We start from the raw sequence: 25,536 nt of genomic DNA, 5'->3' as shown, positions 1-25,536 counted from the left end.
AAGGCAGGAGCGCGCTGCACCCGCCTCGAACCCGGTCGATCGCAGCTTCACCTCGGCACAGTTGCAGCGCTGGCACAAGCAGCTACCGTGGGTAATCAGAAAGGGTCCGCACCTCGATCGAATTCCGGATATAATATCCGTTATCGACCTCCGCCGAGACAACGGTCAGAGATGCCCAACCACGACGTGTCCGCCAGAGGGATGCCTGTGTGTGACCAGCCCCCCATCATCGGACCTTGCATCGGATTTTGCGCGAGCATTGCGGCCTGGTCCTTCGGTCTTCCCGTCGCAGCGCGCGTTCGGTCCTCTGGCGTTGGAACGGGAAAGCATGCCTGAGACGGTTACCGATGTCAGCCTGGATGCCCTGGAGAGCATTGCGTGGCTTGAAACCTCATGGAAAGAGCTCGAAGCGCGAGTAACTCACTCGTTCTTCTTGTCCTGGCTCTGGATCGGCACTTGGCTACGGCACATCCCGAAGGGCGCGCAACCACACGTCCTCGTGGCCCGGTCATCAGGCAAGATCGTTGGCCTGGCGGTTGTTTGCCGACGGAAAGCGTGGAGTCTCGGGCCGTATGCACGGACACGTTGGCTGCTCAATGAAACGGGAGATACTCGTTTCGACCGATTGTTCATCGAGTACAACGGTATCCTTGCAGAGCAATCCGATGCCATCATATCGGCAGGTCTCAATGCGTTGACGTCCCGCTTGCGCCGCTCGGATCAGTTGGTGCTCTCCGGAATTGATCCGGACCTTGAGGCGACCGCCAGTCGCGCCGCAGGCCGGGCCGGGCTCGTGACCGAGGTGAAACAGGCTGACGCGGCATTGTGGGTTGACTTTGCCCCAGTCCACCAGCGAGGGGGGGACTATCGCGCCACATTGGGCCGCAGTACGCGCCAGGCCGTGAACCGCGCCATGCGGTTGTATGCCGAACGCGGCCCCGTTGAATTTCGGATCATGGAAACAACGACGGAGGCCCTCGCCGCGTTCGATTTGCTGAGCGACTTTCATCGGTCGCGATGGGGACGCAGGGGAGCCTTCGTCAATCCCGGCTTCCGTCCGTTTCACGAGGAGCTCATTGCGCGGGGAGTCCCCACGGGGGCCGTTCGCATCTCACGGACGCTGGTCGGGAACGAGACAATTGGGGTCGTGTACAATTTCGTGCACGACGGCCGTGTCCTGAACTACCAGAGCGGCTTTCTCTATGAGAGCGATAGCCGGCTCAAGCCCGGGCTCGTCAGCCATGTGCTGGCTATTGAGGACAGCATTGCACGCGGGGAAAGCGGCTACGATTTCCTGGCCGGTGGCGGCGGGCACAAGTCCCATCTGGCCAACAGGGAGCAAGCCATGACGTGGATCGCTGTAGGCAGAGACAGTCCAGAGCGCCACATCGAGGCCAAGCTCCGCAGTGCCAAGCGGATGCTGCGAACCATTGCCACGAATCTTCCAAAGAAGACCGCGGCTCTGTATTCCGTATTCGGAGCTGGTTCCTAACCGATCGGTTTGGGCTCCTTGGCGAGAACCAACGTCCAGGTCGGCGATGTGGCCGTGTCGTTGCAGCCTCCCTTTTTGACTGCCGGCCGGTCCAGGCGCTTACGCCTGGACTGCATCCATTGACCGTCTAGCGGTCCAATTCCCCTAGGAATATTCCCCCGCTTGCGCTTTTGGCGGAAGGACGCGGCGGCTCTGCCGCCGGGTCACCCAACTCAAGCAGGCCGATCCGGGTCGCCGGATGGGAACTGGCAAAAAATGGGTAATTACGATGGTCCATTGAGCCATGGCGGTGCGCGATTAAAATTTCAATCAGCAGTCCGCTCGAATGCCCATCGCAATACCGTTCGCAACCTACCGGCGGCACTCCGGATCGAGGCTAATAGAAAGCAAGTTGTGATGGCTTTTCGCACAGGTGCCTGTGAACAAAGCGAGCGGGAAAATAGTCGTTCCTTTGACGGGCCAGGCTATCGCAGACTCGAACGCGGGGCTCTCGGAGCCGGCGCCGCCCCTTTGAGCTTTCTGGACAAAGCGCTCGAGCTGAGACCCGGGATCGTCGCGCCGGTTCTCGAGCATGATGGTCTGGAGGTCCTGGCATTCATGCTCCATGTGGAGCAGGACGTCATCCGGGACCTAAGCACTTACCTCAACGAGGAAGAACATCGGCGCGCAGCGGGATTGAGATTGGAGCGCGATCGCCGCCGCTTTATTGTTAGCCGCGGGCAACTGCGCCAGGTCCTCGCTTCCAGGCTGGGAATTTTGCCCTCGGAGATCGAGCTGGAATATGGCCGGCTGGGCAAACCCCACCTCTCCCGTCGCATGCCCGCCCGCGACGTGCGCTTCAGCGTCTCGCGATCCGGAGAAGTAGCGGTCATCGCCCTCTCGATCAGGCAAGAGGTCGGGGTCGACATCGAGGCAGTTCTCCCTGTGCCCGAAGCGGACGAGATCGCAGCGCTCTGCCTGTCCACCTCCGAATACGGGTCCTACGCCGACCTCGATCCGGAAGACCGGCTGGAAGGCTTCCTCCAGCGCTGGACCCGGCTGGAGGCTGTCTCCAAGGCGCTGGGGTGCGGTTTGGGACAGCCGATTTCCTGGGATGAAAGGGATTGGGCTGTCCGAAGCTTCGTACCGCAACCTGGATATGTTGGGAGCGTGGTCGTCCGGAAGTGAACTGTCATCCGAAGTCGAAATTGCCGCGATGGTGCACGGAACAGGAAATGTCAGCTTCATCGATGAAAAGCCCGATGTCAACGCACGTGGTGCAGTTTTCGGAGCTGCTTGCAGACCTCGCGGTCAAGGACATCAAGGTCTGGGTGGATGGCGACCGGCTGCGCTGCAACGCCCCGGCCGGCGCGCTGACGGCGGAGCTTCGCGATCAGTTGCAGGGTCGGAAGGGCGAGATCATCGCGTTTCTGAACATGGCCACGGCCGCGGCCACGCAACCGCCTGCAATCATTCCGTTGCAGTCTCGCGGCACACGCACGCCCATTTACGCCGTACCCGGTCATGTCGGGGCACCGTCCTCATTCCTGGACCTCTCGAAGCACCTGGGCGGCGATCAACCGTTCTACGCCCTCCAGCCGCCTGGCTTCGATGGGCAGAGCGAGCCGATGGACCGCGTCGAAGATATCGCCGAGTACTTCGCCCGCCAGATCGTCGAATATCAGCCGACCGGTCCGTACATCATCGCCGGCTATTGCTCGGGCGCTCCAACAGCTTTTGAACTGGCGAAAATCCTGGGACAGCGCGAATCCGAGGTCTCGTGCGTTGCGCTGTTTGGCCCGCTTCACCCCACCACCTATGGGGAATGGCCGCGCCGGCTGTATTTTATTGCCAGGGGCAAGGCGGAATCGTTCCTGCATGAGACAGCGAAGCTGCCGACATTAGGCGCCCGTCTCCGATATTTCGGCAGTCGCCTGGGCGAGCACGTCCGCGCCCTCGTACCCCTCGTTGGCAAGAGCAATGAGCCTGTCGCGACAGACCCGGTGTTGGCGAGCAGGGCTCTGCTCAAATCGACGGCGATCGCGGCCTTTCAGCGGTACATTCCCACTCCGTATTCGGGTCGGGTTTGCATAATCCTTCCCAACAAAGCCTGGCTGCGATCGGGCGCCGCGCCACACCGATGGCTACGGGTAGTGCCGCATGCCGAATTTTACTTCGGGCCCGATGACTGCAACGAAGCCTCGATGCTGATGGAACCTGACGCACCTGCCATCGCGAACCTCTATCGCCAGGCAACCCAGAAGCTGAACGATTGACGTGATTTTCTTTTTTGGTTTTCCCGACGGGAGCGTATTTCATGAACGAAGTCCTACCTATCGCGCCGGAGGGCGTAGCGCTTCCCCTGCTGAAGGATTCCGATCATCAGGCGCTGGTTGTCGATTACAACGCGACGGCAGCACGCTATCCGTCGGACAGGACGATCATCGATCTCTTCCGCGACCAGACGACACGTAGTCCTGACGCTGAAGCGATCCGCTTTGGCGATGCAACGCTGACCTACCGGCAGCTCGACGAACGCTCCAACCAGATGGCCGCGTATTTGAGCTCGACCGGCGTGGGCCCAGGCCGGATTGCCGTTGTCTTCATGGAGCACTCCATTGAAGTCGTCGTGGCGATCCTGGGCGTGCAGAAGTCCGGCGCAGCCTATGTGCCGGTGGATGCGGCAACGCCGAAGGGGCGGATCACAACAATCCTGCAGGACATTTCCAACGGGACCGACGGGAGGGCTCCCGTGGCGATCACCCAGTCGCGCCTGCGTTCGGGCATTGCCTCGAACCTTGCCGACATTTTCGTGCTCGACGCCGATTTCGATTCGATATCGAATCAACCGGCCTCGGCCCGACCGTCCGCTGCGACGCCGGACGGCGCCGCCTATATCATCTTCACCTCCGGCTCGACCGGCACTCCCAAGGGCGTCGAGATCGAGCACCGGAGCCTGGTGAACTACATCTGGTGGGCCGCCCGGGTGTACAGCTCCGGCGAAAGTCTCGCATGGCCCCTTTTCTCATCCCTCGCATTTGACCTGACGGTCACAACGCTCTTTACGCCACTCATCACCGGCGGCCGCATCGTGGTCTATCTTGGCGATCCCGGAGTGCAGAGCATGGTCGCGCTCAAGGTGATCGACGACAATGCAGTGGATATCATCAAGCTGACGCCGGCACATCTCGCGATGATCCGCGACCGCAATCTTGAGACCACAAGACTGCGCAAATTCATCGTGGGCGGTGAGGACTTCAAGGCCGCGCTGGCTCGCGATATCACCAACGCTATTCCCCATCCTATCGAGATCTACAACGAGTATGGACCAACCGAAGCCACGGTGGGCTGCATGATTCACCGCTTCGACACCGACCGGGATCAATCCGCATCGGTGCCAATCGGTGTTCCGGCCGCGAATGCGGGAATCTACGTCCTCAGCAAAGAATATCAGCCCACCGGCCCCGGGATCATCGGTGAGATGTTCATTGCCGGCGACGGTCTCGCGAGAGGCTATTTCAATCGCCCCGATCTGACCGACGAGCGCTTCCGCACGGTCGCCGATCCCCGAGATGGGCGCTCGAAGCTGCGGCTCTATAAAACGGGCGATCTCGCCCGCTGGAACTCGGAAGGACGCCTGGAATTTCTCGGCCGCGCCGATCATCAGGTGAAGGTCGGTGGCACCCGTATCGAGCTCGGCGAGATCGAAGCACGGCTTCTCAAACACCCGGACGTTCACGAATGCGCCGTCGCCACCTCGATGACGAAAGCAGCGACACAAAAAACGGCCCAGATCGGCCATGGCGAACCGTCGACGCCCGAGGACGGCATCGCACGACTTGTGGCCTACTATGTCGCGTCGAAACCTCTGACCGTGGCGGACCTGCGCGCGCACCTCGCCGAAGAACTGCTGGAGTCCATGATTCCCACGCACTACGTTCGCCTGGAGCGGATGCCGCTCACGTCCAACGGCAAGATCGACCGCTCATCGCTTCCCGAGCCGACGGCGGAAAACATCCAGCCGGCGCAGGTCTTCGTCGCCCCCTCGACAGAGACCGAGAAGACGCTGGCCGCGCTATGGTGTCAACTCCTGAAGCTCGAGTCGATCGGACGCCACGACAACTTCTTCGAACTGGGCGGGGAGTCGCTGCTGGTGGTGCGGGCGGTGTCGCGCATGCGAAAGATCTTCGGCGTCGACGTGCAGCTTCGCAACCTCTTTGAGCGGCCGACACTGGCCGAACTGGCGGAAGTTATCGACGGAATGCGCTGGGTGGCCGATTCCAATGCCCCTTCCCTCTCGGAGGGACCGAGAGAGGAGGTCGAACTCTAGCCGGAAGGTCTCCTGGTCTTGGGCGGGACAGGAGCCTTTGAGTCAGGCTCATAGCAGATCGGATGAAGATGATGGACAAAGCTTGGAAGGCGGCGCGAGAGCCGGAGCTGCCTTGGATGGCGGCGGAGTATGAGCTCTTACGGGACCAGGTCCGCCGGTTCGTCAAGGAGGAAATCAAGCCCTGCGCGGATCACTGGGAAGAGAACGGGTTCATTCCCCGTTCGATCCTGCGCCGCATGGGCGAACTCGGTTTCTTCGGCATCCGCTACCCGGCTGAGTATGGTGGCGCCGAAATGGACTCTGTCGCGTCAACGGTGTTCGCCGAGGAACTCGGGCGCTCGACCTATGGCGGCGCCGCCGACGCGATGCTCGTCCATGCCGACATGGCTTCCTCGTACGTCTTTCACGACGGGACCAAAGCCCAGCGGGCCCGCTGGATGCCGGGCATTATCGACGGCGAGGTGATCACCGCGATCGCCATTACCGAGCCGGATGCGGGCTCGGACGTGAAAGCCATCCGCACACGCGCGGTGCGAGATGGCGACTCTTACGTGCTCGACGGCACCAAGCTCTACATCACAAACGGTGTCCACGCGGATCTCTACTGCGTCGCAGCCAAGACTGATCCCTCGGCAGGAAGCAACGGGATCACGATGTTCCTCGTCGAGAAGGGAACGCCAGGCTTCAGCGTCGCGCGCGAACTGGACAAGCTCGGCTGGCGCTCCTCCGACACGGCGGAACTTGTCTTCGACGGTTGCCGCATCCCCGCCGAGAACGTGCTCGGCGCGGAGGGACAAGGCTTCTACTCAATCATGCGCAACTTGCAGAACGAGCGCCTCGTCCTCGCCGCCATGGCGATAGGGATGGCCGAGGCAGCGATCGACATGACCCTCACCTACGTGAAAACCCGCCGAGCATTCGGGGGCGTCCTTTGGGACATGCAGGCGATCCGTCAGCGGCTCGCGATGCTTTCTGCGAAAGTGGAGGCAAGCCGCGGGTTTCTCTATGCCACCGCTTGGCGCATGGCGGCCGATGACGATTGCCTGCGCGAGATCTCGATGTTGAAGGCCATCTGCGGCGAACTCGTCAACGAGGTCGCGTATGATTGCGTGCAGTTCCACGGCGCCATGGGCGTTATGCGCGAGAGCGCGATCGAGCGCGTAGCGCGTGACGCCCGCGTCCTCTCCATCGCCGGCGGCGCGACGGAGGTGATGCTTGAGGTGGTCGCGTCGATGTCATGATCCTGACGCGGCGTTGAGGCGTCGCTCTGACGTCAGCTATAGGAAGGCAGGGTGCCGGCCCTTCGTGCGGCGGGCCGGGCGTGGATGACCTCGGCATCCGGGCCGCTCGCGGCGATCGACGCGGCCTACGGCGCGCCCGGATTCACCCCTAAAGCCCGGTAGGCGTCATTGCCGCCGAACACCAGCCAACGGAATCGGACTGCCGAGGTTTCCAGCCGATCGAACATGATCAATGGCCTGAACGTGGATCCCTTTCACGGCCCTTCCAGATGGGTCATTCATGCTCGCAAATTGCTGAGACCAGAGAAATGCCGTCGGCGTGGAGCATGCGATCGAAGGACCGACGGGCACAGTCAGGCAGGCTGTCGGGTTGTTGAAAATGCTGTCAAAGATGGTCCGGTAGAAATAGCCTTCCTTGGACGTCGGCGTTTGCCGCGGAAAGCGCTTGCTCGCCTCTGTGAGCATCTGATCCGAGACCTTGTTCTCGGCATGATGCTTCAAGCTTTCAATCCAGCTATATCCTACCCCGTCGGAAAACTGCTCTTTTTGACGCCACAAGATCGCTTGCGGCAACAGATCGGTAAATGCTTCCCGCAATATGCCCTTCTCCATCTTCTCGCCAGGGCACATTTTCTCGGCGGGGTTGATCGACATTGCGTAGTCCAGGAATTCCTTGTCCAGGAAGGGCACCCGGGCTTCGACCCCCCAAGCCGCCATTGCCTTGTTCGCGCGACAGCAATCATACTTGCTGAGTGCAAAGATCTTTCGGACCGTCTCCTCGTGGAATTCTTCTGCCGACGGCGCCATGTGGAAGTAGAGATAGCCGCCGAATACCTCGTCAGCGCCTTCTCCGGACAACACCATTTTGATGCCCATTGATTTGATTTTGCGCGCCATGAGATACATCGGCGTGCCGGCACGGATGGTGGTGACATCAAAGGTCTCCAGGTGCCGGATCACGTCCGGCAATGCGTCCAATCCTTCCTGCACGGTAAAAACAATCTCATGATGGACCGTGCCGATGTGAGCCGCCACGTCTCGCGCATGCTTCATGTCGGGTGAGTTTTCGAGGCCGACGGAGAACGAGTGCAGCCTCGGCCACCATGCTTCTTCGGTTTCCCCCGACTCGATCCGCTTGAAGCGGTGGCGCGCTGCGAGCGCCGCGATAAGCGACGAGTCGAGCCCGCCGGAAATAAGCACCCCGTAAGGCACATCGCACATCATTTGCTGCTTGACCGCAGCTTCGAGCGACGTTCGGAGTTCCTGCAGGGACACCTTCCTGTTTGGAAGAGTATGTGCCCACTGTGGATCATACCACTTGACGAACTTTCCGGCTTTGGCGCTGTAATGATGCCCCGGAGGAAACTCCCGGATCGTCTCGCATACGCCATCGAGAGCTTTCATTTCGCTCGCGACGTAAGTCGTGCCGTCGCTGCCCCATCCGATGTAAAGCGGAACAATGCCGATGTGGTCTCGGGCGACGAAGAAATCGCCACTGCGCTCATCGAAGAGGGCAAATGCAAAAATGCCACTCAGCATATTGCACACGGCAGGGCCGTACTCGTCGTAGAGATACAGGATGATTTCGCAATCGGACTTCGTTTTCCATGCGTGCGGCAGCTTCAGCGCCTCGCGCAAGCCGACATGATTGTAGATCTCTCCGTTCACGGCCAAAGCGCGACCCGCGGTCACGTCGAGAAGGGGTTGAGCGCCGTGCTCCACGTCGACGATGGAAAGGCGCTCGTGCGCGAGCACTGCGCCGTCGCTGGAATAAATGCCGCTCCAGTCTGGCCCGCGGTGCCTGACCGTCTTGGCCATCTCGAGCGCCCGGCTGCGCGCCGACTCAAGCGATTCTTTAAATCCAAAGATGCCAACGAAGCCGCACAAGGAGGTTGCCCCTTCTGTGAATTCAGATCGCAGCGAAGCGGAACAGCGGATCGAGAACGGCAAAGGTCACAAAATATTCAAGGCTCATATCAAGCGGAATTGCCTATGCCTAAGCGGCGGCACCGTCGCATAGGCGATAAAATATGCGGATGAGCGGCATCAAACTCCATGGCTGCTCGTGTCTTCCAATTCCAAATGGCCCCTGATGCGGGCTGACCGGGCGCTTCATGCGATCGACGGGGGCGCAAATTCCTCATTTCGCTCGACGTGCCAATCCCGACCACTATGCCGCTTCCGGCTTTGTCACCTGCTGTCGCGCCGCGAGTCTGCCGCGGTCACGTCGGTCCGGCCTATCACGACCGGAACGTTTGAACTGCTTAGCTTTCGAGGTGCCGCGTCGGGACCATCCTGGTATCGCAGAGAGACCTCGATGGTGTCACCCGGCTGCAACTCGGCATCCTCGTTCACGACAACCCGTTCAGGTCCTTTCTCGCTCTTTCTAATAATAGCAATATCCGGCTTGCTGCCGGATCCCCGTGCGAGCTGCGATCGAACCATCGAAGTGTACTGAAGCTTCTCACCGACGCTCTGCAGTTTCTCGCGAATCTGATTGAGCTTTAAGCTGGTCTCTTGCAGCTCACGGAACAGATCAAGCTTCCGCTGATCGTCGAGCTTGACCAACCGTCTGGCGTACTCGTCCTGCAGTTTCTTGACCTGGAGCAATTGCGCAGAGGTCTGCAGCCTCCGGGTTGCCGACAGCAGAACCGCGCGACGCGCATCCGTCACGCGAGGGCTGATCAACGATCCCTTGCCGAACAGGTCGGTCGCTTTCTGAAGATCCTCGACGTCGGACTGAAGTCCTTCTTCATCTTTCTTTTGCTGCTCCGACAGCACGCGGACCTCGTCGTCTCCCTGCCGAACGCTGCGCTGCAAGTACGCCTTTTCCTGCTGATAGTCATTCTGCTTCGTCTTCAGATATTCGGCTTCCGCATTGACGATTTCCGAAACCGCCGACCGAGCTATCGGCAGGTCGGCAAGAGAAGCGCTTGGATTGATCTGCGTCCCTTCCCCGAGTTCGCTCTTGATGCGCCACATCCGCGCCTGTTCCTTGGCGAGTTCTGTCCAGAGCGATCCATACTCGCTTCTCAGGTCGGCTGACTCGAGATACGGGTTGTTCATCCTGATATGCATGATGTCGTAGCCACCCGCCATGGCGATGAGCTGGCGCGCGGTGCTCGCCGGACGATAAGGGTACTCCCCCGGCTTCGACACGTCCCCGTTGACGTAAACAGGCCTGTACTCCGCCACGATCGCCGTGACCTGATCTGCATCTATGACGACCACGACCTCGCGGCCGTCCACAGTCCTCTGTCGAAAGACCTTGCTCGTCATTGCGGCCCCGACCTTGGCCCGAATCTCTTGCAACGGCAGGCCGGCGACCGGGACCATCCCGACCAGCGGCAACGAGATATTGCCATCGACCTGGACAGGCGCGCGCTGCCGCAACTCCGGTACGCCTGCCACCGCGACCTCCAGAACATCTCCGACGCTCACTCGATATTCGGCTTTCGCCTGCGCGGAAATCGTCAGGCCAACAGCCACCAGGCCCCACCTGACGCAACGACCTGGTTGACCGCGACGGTTGTCAAGATGGAAGAAATTACGCAGCTTGGCGTTCGGCATGGCGTGCTCGATGGCTCGGTCTCACGGATTGATCGACAATCTAATCCCGCAGCGCCTCGGCTCAACTGACCATCGTAGTTACTCCCGGCTACCCATTTATTGCCAATCCGCCTCCTGACCCGAATGCTATTGTTTTTGTCAGGGGACAGACTGCTTGACGGACTGCCTGGGAGTAACCGGTGAGTTATGCGTTTTTCACCAATTCGCCGGCCCCTACCGAGCGTTCGGCGCATTCGGTCACTGGCCGCAAGGCAATTGCGGCTGACCTTGGCAAGAATCGATTGGTCGCCTTGCTGGTATTGGCGGCAGGCGCCGAGTTCCTCCTCGTAGCTGTTGGGGCTTTTGCCGCTGCTCTGCTCTATTATCGACTGGTCCTTTCGCTCGACTATCCGGACGCTCCCAAATACATCCTGGAATCTCTTCTGATTGCCATGTTGCAGCTGCTCGTTTCCGTTGGGCTTCGGCAGTATTCGCGGATCCAGACGCAGCCCCGGCACATCTTCCTATGGAGCGGCGTCAGCGCCGTCTTCTTCGTATTCTCCTTCTTCATCTCAACGATATTTCTTCTCAAGATCTCGGACGGCTACTCGCGCGCCACCGTGATGGCCCAGGCGGCAAGCGTTATCGTCATGGTGCTCTTCGCGCGGGCAATTTGCTTCTCGTTGCTGCAACCTGCCATCGCATCCGGACTGATCGACGCCAGGCGCGTCATCCTCATAGGTGAACCGAGCCACTGCTTGGATTTTTCCGCACGAGTAAGCGCCACCGGAATCCGGACCATTCGCTCGTTCGAGTTGCGGAGCTTTCGCAAGGGATCTTCAGCACCGGAGCACTCCGAGGCGATCGAAGTGCTATCCCATGTCCGCGAACTGATCGCAGAGTGCCGGCCCCTGCGAGCGGATGACATTGTCATTCTGACTTCGGAGTCGGATGTTCGGGCGGCCCTCGCGCTCGCCGGCGCCCTGTCAGAGCTTCCTGTTGACGTTCACGTCGTCCCGGTCGGTGCAATCGACCTCATGGCCGTGTCGCGCATCACGCAATTCGGCAACATGGTGACGATGCGCATCTTCCAGTCTCCCCTGACGCCGTTCCACCGGGCGATCAAACGAGCCTTCGACATCGCGACCGCAATTGCCGGACTTGTCATAATCAGTCCGCTCTTCGTCATCCTTCCACTCGCAATCAAGCTCGATTCCCCCGGGCCGGTGCTATTTCGTCAGACACGGCACGGCTACAACAACGAGACTATTCGCGTGCTGAAATTCAGATCGATGACCGTGACGGAGGACGGCGACAATTTCAAGCAGGTGACCAGACACGATCCACGCGTGACCCGGTTGGGACGCTTCATGCGTCACACCAATATCGATGAGCTTCCACAGCTCTTCAACGTGCTGGTTGGCGACATGTCACTCGTCGGACCTCGTCCGCACGCGACCTCGCAGAACGAGAGCTTCGCCCGGCTGATTTCGTCATTTTCCCGCCGCCACAACGTCAAGCCCGGCATTACCGGCTGGGCACAGGTCAACGGCTATCGCGGCGAAACCGATACCCTGGAGAAGATGCAACGTCGTATCGAGCATGACCTGTATTACATCGACAATTGGTCATTCCTTCTCGATCTCAAGATCATCGCCATGACCCTCTTCTCCAGAAAGGCCTATTGGAATGCCTGTTAACGTGACGCCGCCTGCTTCATGCTGCCTATTTGAAATAGCAACGGCATTGCAGTCGATCTCGTTCCCGTTCAAACGGCGGAGCCTTGGGTTGTGTCATCAGTAAGCGCAGGTTCGAGACAATGCTGCAATCTCACAGAGCTGACAATTCGGCACCTCAGGACATTATCCCGCCTGATTTTAGCTCGCCGGCCGAATTCGTAAAATACGCCCTCGCCTTTTTGCGCCGCCGCGCCCCGATCATTCTGATGACAGGCTTTTTGTCGCTTGTCCTCGCCGCGCTCTATCTCGTTACCGCAACGCCGACGTTTACGGCCACCGCGCAGCTCATCGTCGACGCCAAAGCACCTTCGAGCGATACAGCGTCCGTCACGACGGCCGTGGAAAGTCAGATCGCTATCTTGAGGTCCGATGGCGTCGCTCGCGCGACGATAGAAAAGCTCGGTTTGGCGGATGATCGGGAATTTTCCGCAGGTGCGTTGCACCGCCTCAGCCAGACGACATCTCGGCTGCTCGGCTGGAGCAGGCCGGAAACTGGCGGCAACATCACGCGCGACGCGGTGGAAGCATTCGCGCGCAAGCTCACGGTTAAGCGCGCCGGTCTCACGTACATAGTCGATCTCGCCTTCAATTCCGTCGACCCCGATCGGGCGGCGGAGATCTTGGGCACCGTCGTGGAGACTTACGTTACGACGCAAATGGATGCGAAGTACAAGTGGGGACTGCAAAACGAGAAATGGGTCAAGGATCGTGTCAACGAATTGAGCAACCAGGCGGCGACCGCCAAGAGGGCTGTAACGGAATACAACGGGGCCAGGAACGGCGTCGCGGCTCCCGCGGGTATCGCCTCGTCGCAATCAAAGGACGAACTCCGCGAATTGGAAGCGACTGCCGACGCCGCCGCCAGGACCTATGACAATTTCCTCCGGATGCTGCGCTATATGGACGCCATGCAGCAGCAATCCGCGCCGGTGTTCGAGACGCGCTTGCTTACCGGGGTCTCTCATCCGTACACGGCCAGCTCACCCAACGCCCGATTGGTAATTGCAATAGCGATCCTTGGCGGCGCGCTTCTTGGCATCGGAATTGGATTGCTGCGCGACTGGTCCGACCGGGCGCGCGCACCGGCACGCTGGAGCGCAGGAACCGCATCCGGCGGAGGAACCGCAGTCCTCCAAGGGCCCAAGGGCAGCAGTGGGAGACCCCATTTTGACGGTTCATTCAAGGTCGACAAAGGTCACGCATACAAGGAGGCCAACCCCGATCTGTAGTCCCACAAGTTGGTTTCCGATCATCGACATCACCGCGAGACTGGACCGATCCTGTACATCATCGTCAAAAGGCGTTTGTCGGCGACCTGCCCTCACCTCGACGAAGACGGCACCGGTTCTGTTTGGATCTCCTCCACGGCTACCGGAGTAGGTAGTCCGGAAGGGCCGAATGCCCTCCGCATCCACGGAGTTACATTCGGCCCCTATCATGCGACAATCCGCCACATGATGGAAAGTTGGCTCTTGAACCTTCAGTCAGTGCGCAACCCACCATCCGCCCGCGAAGAACTCGATTACAATCGCCGGGCGTCGCGTGGCGTTCGCCAACGTTGGAATGCGCAATGACGAGCTTTTTTCAGGCGTCCGGCGGATCGGTGACCGTGCTCAGCAATATCCTCCGGCAGTCATGGCTGGCTATGGTCTATCGCTGCTCGGGCGCTGCCGTGTCCTTCCTCTTCGGCGTGAGTTTTGCGCGGATGATGACCATAGAGGAATACGGGGCGCTCATGTCGCTGATGACATTCGCGGTCGTCGCCTCCACGGTCGGCCTCTTCGGCCAGCAGTTTCGCGTGCTGCGGGAAATACCAAGCATCGCCGTCCGGAAATGTTTCCCCGAGATCAGCTCGATTGTCGCAAGGCAGGTTCGTTTGGCGTGTCTCGGCAGCATTGCCGTGACCTTGGTCTCTCTCCTCCTGTTCGTCGTCGCGCACGGCCGCGATGGGATATTCGGACGGTGGCAATATTGCACGAGCGTGCTGCTGATCTTGCCATTGGCTTTGATCGAAATGCAGGGCTCGTTGGGGCGCGCGCTCGGTTCCGTCAACCTCGCGCTCGTGACCAAGGATGTGTTGTGGCGGTTGCTCATCATACTGCTGGGCGGCTTTCTCTTCTTGACGTTTGGCCGTCCGCTGCAGGCGGGAGACGTTCTGATGATTGCGACCGGCGTCCTGGTCGTGCTGATCCCCGCGCAGAACGGTTACCTACGACGTCTCGCAGAGGGCTATAAGGTATTCACCGTGGCGGTGAATCGATCGAATGACCGGATTGTCGACATGGTTTCCGCTTCGGGACCGTTCTGGGTAACCAGCATCACCAGCGTGATGGGCGGCACGGTAGATGTCATCATCGTCTCGGTCATGGTCGGCCCGGACGCCGGCGGATATTACTACGCTGCCACCCGGATCGCGTTCTTGCTTGATTTCTTTCTGGCAACTTTCTGTGTACCCGCAGCGCCCCTCATGGCACGCTTGTTCGATGAAAATCGTCATGCGGAAATCACGCGCATCACGTCAGGAGCGTCACTGGCTGCGTTTGTCGCCGTCCTCGGCTGCGTCGCAACATTGGCGGTCGCCGGCGACCTCGCGCTAATGACGTTCGGAGCCGCTTTCACCCGCGCCTACCCAGTCCTGATGGTCTTGGCAATCGGCCTGTTGATTTCGACATACTTCGGCATCGGCGCTATCGCACTGAGTATGACGGGACACCAGCGGGCCGCTATGCAAATCGTGGTAACGACCTGGGCCGTGGGACTCGTGGCCATGATCAGCGCGACCTGGGCCTTTGGGGCTCTTGGAGCGGCAATTGCTGGTTCCTGCACAGCCGTGGCAACCAGGGCATGGACAGCGGCCCACATGTACGCCGCGGAGGGCATCGATATCACGGCCACCACGACGCTCATTGCGCTAGTAAGGCGCACAATGCGGCGAGGCCCATCCGAGCCGCTCATGGACGCGGTGCGGCCGGAAACCGGTGCGACCATTCTCGACTTGCGGCCGCGCGCGCGGCGGTCGGGACACGACGTGCGTGATTCGGGGAGATAGTTGAATGCGTTCGTTGCCATACGAGGACGCGACTGCTGTAATCGGAATTGGGCGCGAGAGACGGTACCTCATGGACCAGGATACATTCGATTACGAAGTGTCGGGAAACCCGATTTCGATCGGGCTGGTGAAGCTTCTGCACACGATTGTTGCGCGGAGTACGGGGCGTGGAATGGGACTCGCAATGCGAGCGGTCCGTCCGCTGATCCATTCCCAGACGCCTTGCGTCCATTTCGCGGACGGTAGCCGCTTGTACTTTGAGTTGGACGACGCCTACTGGAATGCTTTCTTTGTCGGTCAGCCCCATCGCACCTACGAATCAGACATAGCGATGCTTCTGCTGCGGCTGAAGGATGTCGACTACACGTTCTTCGATTGCGGCGCCAACATCGGGTACTGGTCAGTTCTCGTCACGTCGGAAATGCTGGGTCGCAAGCGCGCGATAGCTGTCGAGGCCTCACGGCAAACGCTCGCGATTCTCGAGCAGAACCGTAGTGCCAACGATCGGCGCTTCGAGATCTGCCGCAAGGCCTTGTTCGAGACTGACGGACAGATGTTGTCCTTCTCCGACGACGGATCACATGACGCCCGACACATCGTTACGTCGCAAGGTATGCCCTCAAAGCACATCGAACCAGTCGTATCGATCACGCTTGATTCGCTGGCACGGCAGCTGCAGATGACCGACCGCGATCGGCTCGTCGTCAAGCTTGACGTCGAGGGTGCGGAAATCTCGGCCTTCAAAGGGGCGCGCGAAGTGCTAAAGCGCGATACGCTGATCATCTACGAGGATCACGGCAACGACCGGAGCCACACGACCACGAGGTACATGATCGATACCGAAGGATTTCCGGTCTTTTCCATCGCTACGGACGGGGCAATTACGAAGGTCGAGGAACTCGGCGTTCTGGACAGGGTCAAGACGAACCCGAGAATTGGCTACAATTTCGTAACCTGCCCACCAGGGAGTGGATTTCACCAGTGGATGGAACGGGCTGCCGGCCGCGCATAAGCGCGCCGGGCGCCGCTACGGAAGATCCTGGCGGAGCGCCTTATAGATTGAGAGCCCGAGCGATCTGATTTCGTGCCTCACGCGCGAGCGGCCCACCGTCATCACCAGGGTGTAAGATTATTAGCTAAGACCCAGCAGTCCGTGCATCGCCGACTGGATGCCGTTCATTCGGGCCTCGAACGCAAGCTTTGTGTCGAATTGTCCACCCACGCCGATACGCGGCAGTGCAAGTTGATTTGGCTTGCGATCGGACACCTGTCCATGCCGCGTGGTCACCGCGGTCGAGAAGCCGACTTCCTCCGCAAGACGCTCCTCCCGAGTGTCACACGCTCCGGGGGTGCCGTAAGGGTAGGCGAAATGCCGGACGGGACTCTGAAGCAAATTCTCCAAATAGCTGCGGTTGCCCGCCATTTCGGCTCGCGCTGAGGCTGCATCCAGGCACGCCAGTGCCGGGTGGGAATCCGTGTGGCCGCCAATTGAAGCGAGAGGATGCTGCGCCAAGCTTTGAAGCTCGCGTTCATCCAGGAAATAGACGTCGTTCAATGCCGCCAGAGATACACCCGCACTGCGGAACGTTGGGGCGAGCAATTCGGCCCGGTTATAATCCTCGTGAACCCAAGTTGCCACCTTGCTCATGGCAGACGCCTTGCTGTTCAGATCGGGACAGGAAAACCGGATGCCCATCGCGTCAATGGTAACGGTGTCTCGCGAGCGAAGAACTTCGCGCAAGCCGAGCCACCACGACTGCAGCGTCCGCGTCGGAGCGCCCGTAGGAACATAGACCGTGAACGGGGCGTTGTTGCGCTCGAGGATCGGAAGCGCCGTCGAAACATTGTCTCGATAACCGTCATCGAAGGTAACCACAGCATAGCGGCGCGGCTGCGAATCATTTGCCAACCGCTCAAGACATGTTTCGAGGCTGACAATCTCCCACCCCTCGTGGTGCAGCCACTTGAGCGAATACTCAAAGAAGTCCTCTGATGTTCCGGTCATCAGCTCGGAGCGGAAATCCCGCTGAACCTCGTGAAACATCAGAATAGCGGCCCTGCCTGCAAAAATCTTGCGTAGAGCTGGCGTCAGTCCGGACCAGCGAACCGCCTGGAATAGCGCTGCCTTGAAACTCTGCTTCACGGCGCCCCCTTGTCACCGCTGGTCAGAGAATCCACCACACCAGTCCGAGCCCGGGTTAATTCCACGCGCGGCGCGCCGCCGATGTTCATCTTCAAATTGTCCATCGTAAGAAAAGTGAGCGTCTCGTACGCACTGGCAGGCATTGCCCCTCCATTTATCGTGGAACCGCTGCGTCTACGCAACTGCGACACCGGTACTCACTCATAGGTACCCCTCAATTCGCCCATCCCACCCTGAATGCGCCACCTGCCTCGGATAGCTTTCAAGGTAGCCTTTTTCTGTCGAGCACAAACAGCACCAGGCGCGGGCGGCTGTTGTGATCTGCGTATCGATGGAACGGCTCCTTAATGAAGGTACTCCTCGCTAACAAATACCTCTTCAACAATGGTGGCGCAGAGACCGTTCTGTTTCAGGAACGAGCGTTCCTGACGGACAGCGGGGTGGAAGTCATTGACTTCGCAATGCAGCACGAGCGGAATATCGAGTCACCCTACTCCACTCATTTTGTCTCTCGTCAGGATTACCGCAACGGCGGCTACCTCTCCAAGATAAGGGGTGCCCTCGCGCTGATCCACTCGCGCGAGGCTGTAAGCAAGCTCGCATCGCTGATCGACGAAACGCGACCAGACTTGATGCACTGTCACAACATCTATCATCAGTTGACGCCATCGATCGTCGGCGTCGCCAAGTCGCGCGGAATCCCGGTTGTCCTGACGCTGCATGATACGAAGCCGGTCTGTCCGGTACACACGCGGGCGCTCGGAAACCAATTGTGCTCGCTATGCCTCACCGGCGGATTCCATCACGTGCTGACGCATCGTTGTTCCGACGGCTCGTTGGCGCAGAGTGCCACGCTTTACCTCGAAGCGGTTACACAGCAGTGGCTCGGAAGCTACGAGAAAGTGGATCGCTTTATCGCACCGAGTCGCTTCATGCAGGATTCGGTATCCCGCCGCTTCTCCCCAGACCGAACGGTGCTGCTCTACAACGGCGTGGATGTCAGGAACATTTCGCCGCGCGGCCGGGACAAGGGATACGTTCTTTACTGCGGCCGGCTCGCGCCGGGCAAGGGTGCGGAGACGCTGTTGCGCGCCCATCAGGCGGCGGGATGTCCGTGGCCGCTTGTCATTGCGGGCACGGGCCCGCTGACTGATGACTTGAAGTCGCGGTTTGTACGAAACGTGCAGTTTGCGGGTCACCTCTCCGGAGACACGCTGAGCACAACGATAGCCGAAGCATCCGTGGTGGTTGTGCCTTCGGAGTGGTGCGAGAATTGCCCGATGTCGGTCCTGGAGGCGATGGCGCAGGGCAAGGCCGTCATTGCGACTCGCATTGGCGGCGTTCCTGAACTCATGAACGACCGGGAGACCGGATATCTGTTCGAGCCCGGCAATGCCGACGAGCTTCGAACCCATCTCGAGTGCCTCATGGGCGACGGCGAGCTCCGCGCACAGATGGGGGCCGCCGGACGGATTCGTGTGGAGAGGCACTTTTCCCTCGAAAAGCACAACGCCGAGCTGATGGCCGTCTACCGATCACTGCTGCCGGGCCGAACCTCGGTGGTGGCGGCGGTACATGGCGCAAGGAGTTCATGAATAGTTTGTAGATTTTAGGAGGAACTTGTAGTGAGTGCGGATCATCTTGTACTGAGGGTGATCATGCTTGGCCTGCGTGGATTCCCCAATGTGCAGGGAGGGGTTGAAACTCACGCGGAGCATCTGTGTCCCCATCTCAAAAAGTTGGGGTGCGATGTCAAAGTGATCGTCCGTTCCTCCTACATGCCGCCCAGTCGTGGCGACGAGTGGCACGGAGTGCGCTACCAGCGGGTATGGTGCCCGAAAGCGTCCGGCCTCGAGACGATCGTGCATTCGTTTCTCGGCGTGCTGGTCGCCGCATGGCAGCGACCGGACGTATTGCACATCCAAGCCATCGGGCCGGCTTTGATGGCGCCGCTCGCGCGATTGCTGGGACTGCATGTTGTCGTGACGCATCACGGCCCGGATTACGACCGCGAAAAGTGGGGCCCACTGGCCAAGGCGGTTCTGCACGCTGGCGAAGCCTGGGGCATGCGGTTCTCCGACGGCCGCATCGTGATCTCGCAGACCATTCTGAAGCTGGTGCGGGACAAGTACGGCTTGAACTCAGACCTTATTCCAAACGGCATCACCTTGCCCGACGTGCCAATCAGCACCTCAGCGCTCGAGAAGTTCGGGCTTACGCCGGGACGATATGTGCTGATGGTGGGCCGCCTGGTTCCGGAGAAACGACACCTCGACTTGATTCAGGCCTTTGCCGCTGCCAGGCTCGACGGATGGAAGCTCGTGCTGGTCGGGACATCCGAACATCCCGATGCCTATACCGCGGAGGTGACAGCGCGCGCCGAGGCGACTTCCGGGGCAGTCGTTGCAGGCTTTCAGTATGGCATCGCGCTACAGGAACTGTACGCCCATGCCGGAATTTTCGTCCTGCCTTCTTCGCACGAGGGCTTGCCGATCGCGCTGCTGGAAGCCTTGAGTTTCGGCCTGCCGGTCGTCGCCAGTGACATTCCCGCTCTTCTGGAGATCGGATTAGACGACTCGCACTATTTCCATTTGGGAGACGTATCAGCGCTCGCGGGTCGCCTGGCGTCCTTTGCTAGCAGTCCGTGGCCGCCCGAACTCCGCGAGAAAACGCGCCGCTGGTTGGCAGAGCGGGAGGACTGGCACTCTGTCGCCGAACGAACGCTCGGATGCTATCGCAGAGCCATCGAGCCACACCAGGACGTGCGGCGCCGGACCGCCCCTCCCCATGCAGCCTAGCGCGTTGTTCGGGTGGTATGGCGGCACGGACGTCCTGGCCGCCTTGCGTTGGAAGCGTCCCCAGCGGGCGCGACGCCGCGCCGATCTTCGGGCTGTCCTTCGCCCCCTGAATGAGCCGGAGTTGCGCTCAAGATGAATGCGCTCCTGACATTCTTTCTTTTCTTTGTTTTTGTGAGATCGTTCTCCAACGGAATCGATCGTCTGTACGGCACCGGCATTTCATCGGCTCTTTCGTTGATCATCATCGCGGTCGGCCTCGTGGCAGCCTGGAACATGCGACATGTCAGGATACACCGGAGACTCTTCACGCTGTTAATATGCTTGTCGGTCTTCACGGCCACTGCCGTACTGTCGCTTGTCGTCAATACGAGGAGCATCATCGATCAATACGCCGCGTGGTACGAAATCATCAGGTACGTCTACCTGTTCATGCTTGTGATATTGATCTCTTCCATTTATCAGTCTCCTGGCTTTTGCCCGAGCATCCATCGTGTTTTTATTGTTCTGCTGTTTCTGATGTCGGCGATCGCATTGTTCCAATACCTGGCCGGATATACGGAGCTCGCATCGCCATACGACAAGCATGCACGAGCGGCGGGCCCGTCCGCGCACCCGGTATCCTTCAGTCTCGAATTGGTGCTGGTCTTCTTCCTTTGCGAGCTGTCGCGTCGCAAACTGCGCCTTTCCATGGGATACAATGACATTGTCGTTTATCTGTTCTTTCTCGTCGCGCTCGCCCTCGCTGCGTCAAGGACTGGGGTCGCGCTACTCGGGGTGACCTTCGCCATATATATCTTTGCCCAGCGGCCTGCCCTCTTGCCGGCGTTCGCTGCAGCGTTCGTTATCGTCATATGGACATCTCCATTTGGAGCATCGTTTTCGGAGCTGAGCTCGGTTCCGGATTATATCTTGAGCGGGAACTACACGGTTTGGGATTGGCGCACGGCTCCGAGCTCCGTCCATTGGCGCATTTATCATTGGTACTATCTGTCCACGCTTGCACTCGAACAACCATTGATTGGATACGGCCCCGGTCAAACGGGGCTCTACAGCCCATTCGCCCTGCTTGCGCATAGTGCGTTCGTAGAAATGTTCTTCGAAACCGGCGTGGTCGGCCTGATCTCCTTTACCGTGTTCTGGTTCAGCCTTCCGCTGGCCGCAATGTCGGACCGGCAGAAGCTTGTTGCCTGCTATGGAAGGAGGTCGGCGCAAATCCAACCTCTGAACCTCTGGATTGCCATGTTCATTGGCGTAACGCTGGTGGCGTTGTTCGATGACAGCTTCAACAGGGAAACGGTGGCGTTGTCGTACCTGATACTCGGCACTTTCGTGGTGCTGGCCCAACCTGAAGCTGCTGTTGAACGCGCCCCCGGATCGCGTGAATCGCCGACCTCAATGATCGCCGGTTCGCGGACTGAAGCATTGGGGAGCCCGGGAGCCATCTGAGCCGAACTTCGCTGCTGTTATGCTGGCCCCTGCTAGGAATTCTTTGCGTGAAGACATACCTTGCCATTTCCCTCACAGCGCTCATGGTCCTCGAAGCTCTCGTCCCGTCACCGAGTGCCGGGGGCGAGCGTGCTCACCAGCCCATTTGCGTGTCCTTATCTATCGAATGCGTCGTATCGCAAAATTCCGGGCATGACGCCGGCATCTATCCACACGGAGTCAGAACCTCCTACTCGTGGTATGCCGGAGGCGCTGCCGCCACTGGAAACGGCGCTCCGCCTTCTGATTTCACTTCACTGACGGGTTGGGGGCAGATCTATCCGCAAGCTGGTGCTCCGAACGTTGCTGCCAATATCTATCTGAAGGACTATCGCGTCTTTGTACACTTGACGGGTGGTGGCTGGAGGCTCGTGCAGGATCAGGCAACGAATTCGGTCGATGGCGGGCACTACGTGGCGGATTTCTCCGACAACTCCTCTACAACGATGGATCTCATTCTTGAGCCCGACCGAAGCATCAGGATGAACTCGCCGTCGCTCGGCTACAATGATCATTTCTGGATGGAGCCAAGGGGCTCGTATGCTCCTGAAACGGTCGACGGAGTGTTCTCGTTGGCAGAGCTGCGCACCGATAGTGCGAACGCAAATCTGATTGCAAACTTCGGCGGAGACTGGTGGAGAGACACCTCGGCCCCGTACCTCTACCGTGATGGAGTGTTTGTGAACAATCCTGGCATCGGCATGGGGGCGTGGGTCCGACTGACGACGACCTACCAGTACTTTTTCTTCACGACCATGACCAGATCGCAGCTGCAGGCCGATCCACCGCCGCCCTTGCGATAGCCGACCTGAACTCTGGCTCTCGATGGAATTCTGACTAGCTGGCGAGGACCATCAAGGAGGCTCCGCCCAGGACGCGCACCGAAAGGTCCTCTCCGGCAATGCTCCGAACCAATTGCCGCCCAGCCATGGCGAGGGTTGATTTCGCGGTTCGCCATTCGGGATGAACATGGAGGAAATCCTCCATCCGGGTGTACTGGTTGTCGATAATCTCAAAACCGGTGTCGCGCAGCGTCGCCAGAGCGGTCGTCTGGTCGAAGTAATGCAGGTGACCGACCTCATTGCGCCGCTGGAGGGGCAGACCTCGCAGAACGCCGAGGATGGTCATGTCGAGCGGGATGTGAAACACGTAGTATTTCGCGCGCCCTCTGATCCTTCGCAAAAAGCCCATATAGTCATCGATGTGCTCGAAGACATCGATACACAATAGAAGATCGTAATTTTCGCTGGTATGCGAGAAGTCTCCGCAGTGGAATCGCAGATTGTCCCGCTCGCGCGGTTTGGCGGCGGTGATGGCATAGGGAGCGATATCGTAGCCAACGGCGGTCGAGTCACGGAAGATGTCGTGCTCGAGCAGAGCGTTCAGAACGCCTCCCACCCCGCAACCGATGTCGACGATCGTCCGGCAGGTGACGTTGTTGTCACGCACGATCTTGGCGATCTTCGCGGCCTTGGTTCCTGCATCTTCGTCATGCCAGCCTGGATGGGCTTCGGCATAACCTTTCCCGGTATAGAGATCGTTGGACCCGAACTCTGCCCCTCTGACGACAGCCATCGTTCTCTCCCTAAATTGCATTGCGCTCGCCTCAGCCTGTGACGGCAGCCGCGCCGAGGGCGTGCGTTCGAGTTCGTCGTACGCGATCAGGCGACCGCGTGTCCTTCCAGCGCTGTTGGATCGCCAAATTGTCGGGCTTCAGATTCGCCAATCCACGCGCCGCCATTCGAAGAGAACCGATCCATCTTCACCCGCGAGTGTGTTCTTGATCTTGAGGTTGCCGCAATAATCCTTGCGGGCTACCCCGGCACGCAGAACTCAATCCACGCTTGCACCGACAAGCATCGGTCGCCGCGACACACGTGCGTCGAGAACAAGGGATTTGCGCCCCATATACGTGTGTATAAATCACGATTTGAAGGTTTTTTCGCCATTTTTGCTCATTAACCAAACGGCTCAGCAGTCGGGGGGGCAAAATTCATTAAGCCCGCTGCTTTGAAATCTCCTCGCGGTTCGAGGCCTGCAGTGCATTGAAATCTGTTCGTGGTCGCAAGACCTTACGAGCACGCAGTATGTCGCGCGTCCCCCATGCGCGGCAGTGGAATTCTTCGTCCTCAATTTGGTCTGCAATGGAGAATTAGCTTGGCCGCTCTTGACGATGTCATCAATCAAAATACCACAGGCAATAGCGAAGGATTCCCGCTGGGCGTTCCTTCATCCTACTCTTGGTATTCCGGCAGAAACGGTGGCGGAGGCACCCCTCCTGCCGGCTTCTCGGCCATCACCGGATGGGGTCAGATCTATCCCGAGGTCGGGCAGACGGTTAATCCGGGCAGCGTCGACATAGCAAATTTCGAGACCTGGGTGCATCTCACGAGCGGCGGCTGGGTCAAGGTGCAGGACCAGGACACGAGCTCCATCGGAGGCGCCCACTTCACCGCTGACTTCGTCGGGAACGCGAACATTGCATGGAGTCAAACCACAAACGCGGATGGCAGCGTATCTGTCGATGCACCGACCAGCGGATACAACGACCATTTCTGGCCGGGCGGATCCCGCGGCACCTACACGCCCGGAACGATCGACGGCGTTTTCGTCACGGCGAGCATGAAGGTCGACAATCCGAACGAACACTACATTGCCAATATCGGTGCCGACTGGTGGAGAGACGCCACCGCCGGGTACGTCTACCAGAATGGTGTATTCGTGAATAATCCCGGCGTCGGGATGAGCAACTGGGTCGAGCTGACAACCAGCTATAAGCAACTCTATTTCACAACGATGAATGCGACGCAGTTGCAGGGCGATCTGCCGCCTCCGCTGCAGGGCGCCTCTTCGCCGGCGACACCGACGCAGCCGACGACGCCCACGACACCGACGACGCCGACCGATCCGACGATACCGGCGCAGCCGACGACGCCGACCGACCCCACGACGCCGACAAACCCCTCGACTCCGAGCGTGACCGCACCGGTGCTCGACGTCGCGGACAAGTCGCTCTGGGTGGCCGGCAGAGGCGGTCAGGTCGACCTGGGGACGACCGTTACAACGACCGACCCCAACGATAACCTCACCCTCAGTATCATGGGATTGCCGCGATACGAGACGATCACGACCGGCGACGGCACGACGCTCAGGGGCAACAACATCACCCTGACGTCCGCGCAGGTCGACAGCGGACTGACGCTGACATCGTACTACAAGGGCAATGCTCATCCGGTCGCGAACCTCACGCTGACCGCGAGCGCTATGGATCCGACCACCGGCGCTGTGATGTCGTCGGATCCGCAGACGATCCGCGTGACGGATCCTCGGCCGTCCGATTGGAGCACGGGGAGCCTGGCAAACCACGGCTTTGCGCAGTTGCAGCAGCAGATGGGCGACACCAGCACCCTGGCGAACACAGCATCGCAGACGACCGGTTGGGCCGATCAAGGCGCGCGAGCGTCCCAGGCAAGCCAGGGCTTTGCGCTGCTGAACCAGTATCTGGCCGGTAGCACCGGTCGGGTCGACGCTGGTCAGATCGTGGCGGCCATGTCGAATGGGACCGGCTGGACGCACAACTCGTTCCTGAGCAAGCCTCAAGGTTGATCCGGCTACTGCACCCGGGGGGCTCTGCGCCCGGGTGCAGTACCATCAACGTGTTGGGAATTGAAAACGGGTGGTCGATCGCGGGCAGTAACGGCGAAGGGACGGTCACGCGCGGGTCTTGGTTT

Annotated in this window: 19 protein-coding genes; 14 read left to right on the top strand and 5 right to left on the bottom strand. The window is 59.7% G+C overall.

The annotated features are described in order from the left end of the window. Nucleotides 1–328: 328 nt before the first annotated feature. The 5 genes from QA639_RS02845 to QA639_RS02825 all read left to right on the top strand — a co-directional run bounded on the left by QA639_RS02845 (nucleotide 329) and on the right by QA639_RS02825 (nucleotide 7,042). Nucleotides 329–1,492 carry a GNAT family N-acetyltransferase gene (locus QA639_RS02845; protein ID WP_283089121.1) on the top strand — a complete coding sequence of 388 codons (1,164 nt, stop codon included), beginning with the start codon at nucleotides 329–331 and terminating at the stop codon, nucleotides 1,490–1,492. A 255-nt stretch (nucleotides 1,493–1,747) separates the two neighbouring features. Beyond that, the gene (locus QA639_RS02840) at nucleotides 1,748–2,659 is read left to right on the top strand and encodes a 4'-phosphopantetheinyl transferase family protein (RefSeq protein ID WP_283089120.1); all 912 of its coding nucleotides are present in this window, start codon (nucleotides 1,748–1,750) and stop codon (nucleotides 2,657–2,659) included. Between the two features lie 74 nt (nucleotides 2,660–2,733). Then, entirely contained in the window at nucleotides 2,734–3,747 is a 1,014-nt protein-coding gene (locus QA639_RS02835; protein WP_283089119.1) for a thioesterase domain-containing protein, read from the top strand. Nucleotides 3,748–3,788: 41 nt separating this feature from the next. Continuing rightward, on the top strand, nucleotides 3,789–5,801 hold the full coding sequence (locus tag QA639_RS02830) for a non-ribosomal peptide synthetase (RefSeq protein WP_283089118.1): 2,013 nt from the start codon (nucleotides 3,789–3,791) through the stop codon (nucleotides 5,799–5,801). Between the two features lie 62 nt (nucleotides 5,802–5,863). Then, nucleotides 5,864–7,042 carry an acyl-CoA dehydrogenase family protein gene (locus tag QA639_RS02825; RefSeq protein ID WP_152977496.1) on the top strand — a complete coding sequence of 393 codons (1,179 nt, stop codon included), beginning with the start codon at nucleotides 5,864–5,866 and terminating at the stop codon, nucleotides 7,040–7,042. A 165-nt stretch (nucleotides 7,043–7,207) separates the two neighbouring features. Here the strand turns inward: QA639_RS02825 and asnB are convergent, their stop codons facing one another. Together asnB and QA639_RS02815 are read right to left on the bottom strand one after the other, a co-directional pair. After that, complete coding sequence (gene asnB, locus QA639_RS02820) at nucleotides 7,208–8,929, bottom strand: asparagine synthase B (RefSeq protein WP_157347898.1); 1,722 nt, start codon at nucleotides 8,927–8,929, stop codon at nucleotides 7,208–7,210. 303 nt (nucleotides 8,930–9,232) lie between these two features. Further along, nucleotides 9,233–10,612, bottom strand: coding sequence for a polysaccharide biosynthesis/export family protein (locus QA639_RS02815; RefSeq protein ID WP_038377630.1), 1,380 nt, complete (start codon nucleotides 10,610–10,612; stop codon nucleotides 9,233–9,235). A gap of 179 nt (nucleotides 10,613–10,791) precedes the next feature. Between QA639_RS02815 and QA639_RS02810 the strand changes: the two genes are divergently transcribed. The 4 genes from QA639_RS02810 to QA639_RS02795 all read left to right on the top strand — a co-directional run bounded on the left by QA639_RS02810 (nucleotide 10,792) and on the right by QA639_RS02795 (nucleotide 16,391). Continuing rightward, nucleotides 10,792–12,291 (top strand): undecaprenyl-phosphate glucose phosphotransferase, encoded by a 1,500-nt coding sequence (locus tag QA639_RS02810; RefSeq protein ID WP_283089117.1) that lies wholly within the window; start codon nucleotides 10,792–10,794, stop codon nucleotides 12,289–12,291. A gap of 119 nt (nucleotides 12,292–12,410) precedes the next feature. Further along, a complete protein-coding gene (locus QA639_RS02805) occupies nucleotides 12,411–13,559 on the top strand; it encodes a Wzz/FepE/Etk N-terminal domain-containing protein (RefSeq protein ID WP_157347899.1) in 1,149 nt (382 codons plus the stop codon). 341 nt (nucleotides 13,560–13,900) lie between these two features. After that, nucleotides 13,901–15,379, top strand: a complete 1,479-nt coding sequence (locus QA639_RS02800) for a lipopolysaccharide biosynthesis protein (protein WP_157347900.1) — start codon at nucleotides 13,901–13,903, stop codon at nucleotides 15,377–15,379. 70 nt (nucleotides 15,380–15,449) lie between these two features. Beyond that, nucleotides 15,450–16,391 (top strand): FkbM family methyltransferase, encoded by a 942-nt coding sequence (locus QA639_RS02795; protein ID WP_244978756.1) that lies wholly within the window; start codon nucleotides 15,450–15,452, stop codon nucleotides 16,389–16,391. 120 nt (nucleotides 16,392–16,511) lie between these two features. On the opposite strand, the gene QA639_RS02790 is transcribed toward QA639_RS02795, so the two are convergent. Further along, the gene (locus QA639_RS02790) at nucleotides 16,512–17,522 is read right to left on the bottom strand and encodes a polysaccharide deacetylase family protein (RefSeq protein WP_283089116.1); all 1,011 of its coding nucleotides are present in this window, start codon (nucleotides 17,520–17,522) and stop codon (nucleotides 16,512–16,514) included. Further along, the gene (locus QA639_RS02785; RefSeq protein WP_157347901.1) at nucleotides 17,519–17,665 is read right to left on the bottom strand and encodes a hypothetical protein; all 147 of its coding nucleotides are present in this window, start codon (nucleotides 17,663–17,665) and stop codon (nucleotides 17,519–17,521) included. Before QA639_RS02785 ends, QA639_RS02790 begins: the two co-directional genes overlap by 4 nt. Before the next feature lie 204 nt (nucleotides 17,666–17,869). Between QA639_RS02785 and QA639_RS02780 the strand changes: the two genes are divergently transcribed. The 4 genes from QA639_RS02780 to QA639_RS02765 all read left to right on the top strand — a co-directional run bounded on the left by QA639_RS02780 (nucleotide 17,870) and on the right by QA639_RS02765 (nucleotide 22,608). Continuing rightward, a complete protein-coding gene (locus QA639_RS02780) occupies nucleotides 17,870–19,117 on the top strand; it encodes a glycosyltransferase family 4 protein (RefSeq protein WP_157347902.1) in 1,248 nt (415 codons plus the stop codon). Between the two features lie 63 nt (nucleotides 19,118–19,180). Then, on the top strand, nucleotides 19,181–20,320 hold the full coding sequence (locus QA639_RS02775; RefSeq protein ID WP_157347903.1) for a glycosyltransferase family 4 protein: 1,140 nt from the start codon (nucleotides 19,181–19,183) through the stop codon (nucleotides 20,318–20,320). Between the two features lie 132 nt (nucleotides 20,321–20,452). Then, nucleotides 20,453–21,766, top strand: a complete 1,314-nt coding sequence (locus QA639_RS02770) for an O-antigen ligase family protein (RefSeq protein ID WP_157347904.1) — start codon at nucleotides 20,453–20,455, stop codon at nucleotides 21,764–21,766. A 47-nt stretch (nucleotides 21,767–21,813) separates the two neighbouring features. Further along, nucleotides 21,814–22,608 carry a hypothetical protein gene (locus QA639_RS02765; RefSeq protein ID WP_157347905.1) on the top strand — a complete coding sequence of 265 codons (795 nt, stop codon included), beginning with the start codon at nucleotides 21,814–21,816 and terminating at the stop codon, nucleotides 22,606–22,608. A 34-nt stretch (nucleotides 22,609–22,642) separates the two neighbouring features. On the opposite strand, the gene QA639_RS02760 is transcribed toward QA639_RS02765, so the two are convergent. Continuing rightward, nucleotides 22,643–23,380 carry a class I SAM-dependent methyltransferase gene (locus QA639_RS02760; RefSeq protein WP_157347906.1) on the bottom strand — a complete coding sequence of 246 codons (738 nt, stop codon included), beginning with the start codon at nucleotides 23,378–23,380 and terminating at the stop codon, nucleotides 22,643–22,645. Nucleotides 23,381–23,962: 582 nt separating this feature from the next. Here QA639_RS02760 and QA639_RS02755 point away from each other — a divergent pair. Next, on the top strand, nucleotides 23,963–25,411 hold the full coding sequence (locus QA639_RS02755) for a hypothetical protein (protein WP_244978757.1): 1,449 nt from the start codon (nucleotides 23,963–23,965) through the stop codon (nucleotides 25,409–25,411). Nucleotides 25,412–25,536: the final 125 nt, after the last annotated feature.

It is taken from the genome of Bradyrhizobium pachyrhizi, assembly GCF_029714545.1.
GTDB classification, from domain to species: Bacteria; Pseudomonadota; Alphaproteobacteria; order Rhizobiales; family Xanthobacteraceae; genus Bradyrhizobium; species Bradyrhizobium pachyrhizi.
Note: the sequence above shows the minus strand (reverse complement) of the source record. Positions and strands in the feature narration are given on the sequence as shown.

What these genes read in the sequence shown, in the direction of transcription:
- QA639_RS02845 (WP_283089121.1), top strand. Translation starts at nt 329, where the DNA reads ATGCCTGAGACGGTTACCGATGTCAGCCTGGATGCCCTGGAGAGCATT.
- QA639_RS02840 (WP_283089120.1), top strand. Translation starts at nt 1,748, where the DNA reads ATGGGTAATTACGATGGTCCATTGAGCCATGGCGGTGCGCGATTAAAA.
- QA639_RS02835 (WP_283089119.1), top strand. Translation starts at nt 2,734, where the DNA reads ATGTCAACGCACGTGGTGCAGTTTTCGGAGCTGCTTGCAGACCTCGCG.
- QA639_RS02830 (WP_283089118.1), top strand. Translation starts at nt 3,789, where the DNA reads ATGAACGAAGTCCTACCTATCGCGCCGGAGGGCGTAGCGCTTCCCCTG.
- QA639_RS02825 (WP_152977496.1), top strand. Translation starts at nt 5,864, where the DNA reads ATGAAGATGATGGACAAAGCTTGGAAGGCGGCGCGAGAGCCGGAGCTG.
- QA639_RS02815 (WP_038377630.1), bottom strand. Translation starts at nt 10,612, where the DNA reads ATGCCGAACGCCAAGCTGCGTAATTTCTTCCATCTTGACAACCGTCGC.
- QA639_RS02805 (WP_157347899.1), top strand. Translation starts at nt 12,411, where the DNA reads ATGCTGCAATCTCACAGAGCTGACAATTCGGCACCTCAGGACATTATC.
- QA639_RS02800 (WP_157347900.1), top strand. Translation starts at nt 13,901, where the DNA reads ATGACGAGCTTTTTTCAGGCGTCCGGCGGATCGGTGACCGTGCTCAGC.
- QA639_RS02795 (WP_244978756.1), top strand. Translation starts at nt 15,450, where the DNA reads ATGGACCAGGATACATTCGATTACGAAGTGTCGGGAAACCCGATTTCG.
- QA639_RS02785 (WP_157347901.1), bottom strand. Translation starts at nt 17,665, where the DNA reads ATGCCTGCCAGTGCGTACGAGACGCTCACTTTTCTTACGATGGACAAT.
- QA639_RS02780 (WP_157347902.1), top strand. Translation starts at nt 17,870, where the DNA reads ATGAAGGTACTCCTCGCTAACAAATACCTCTTCAACAATGGTGGCGCA.
- QA639_RS02775 (WP_157347903.1), top strand. Translation starts at nt 19,181, where the DNA reads ATGCTTGGCCTGCGTGGATTCCCCAATGTGCAGGGAGGGGTTGAAACT.
- QA639_RS02770 (WP_157347904.1), top strand. Translation starts at nt 20,453, where the DNA reads ATGAATGCGCTCCTGACATTCTTTCTTTTCTTTGTTTTTGTGAGATCG.
- QA639_RS02760 (WP_157347906.1), bottom strand. Translation starts at nt 23,380, where the DNA reads ATGGCTGTCGTCAGAGGGGCAGAGTTCGGGTCCAACGATCTCTATACC.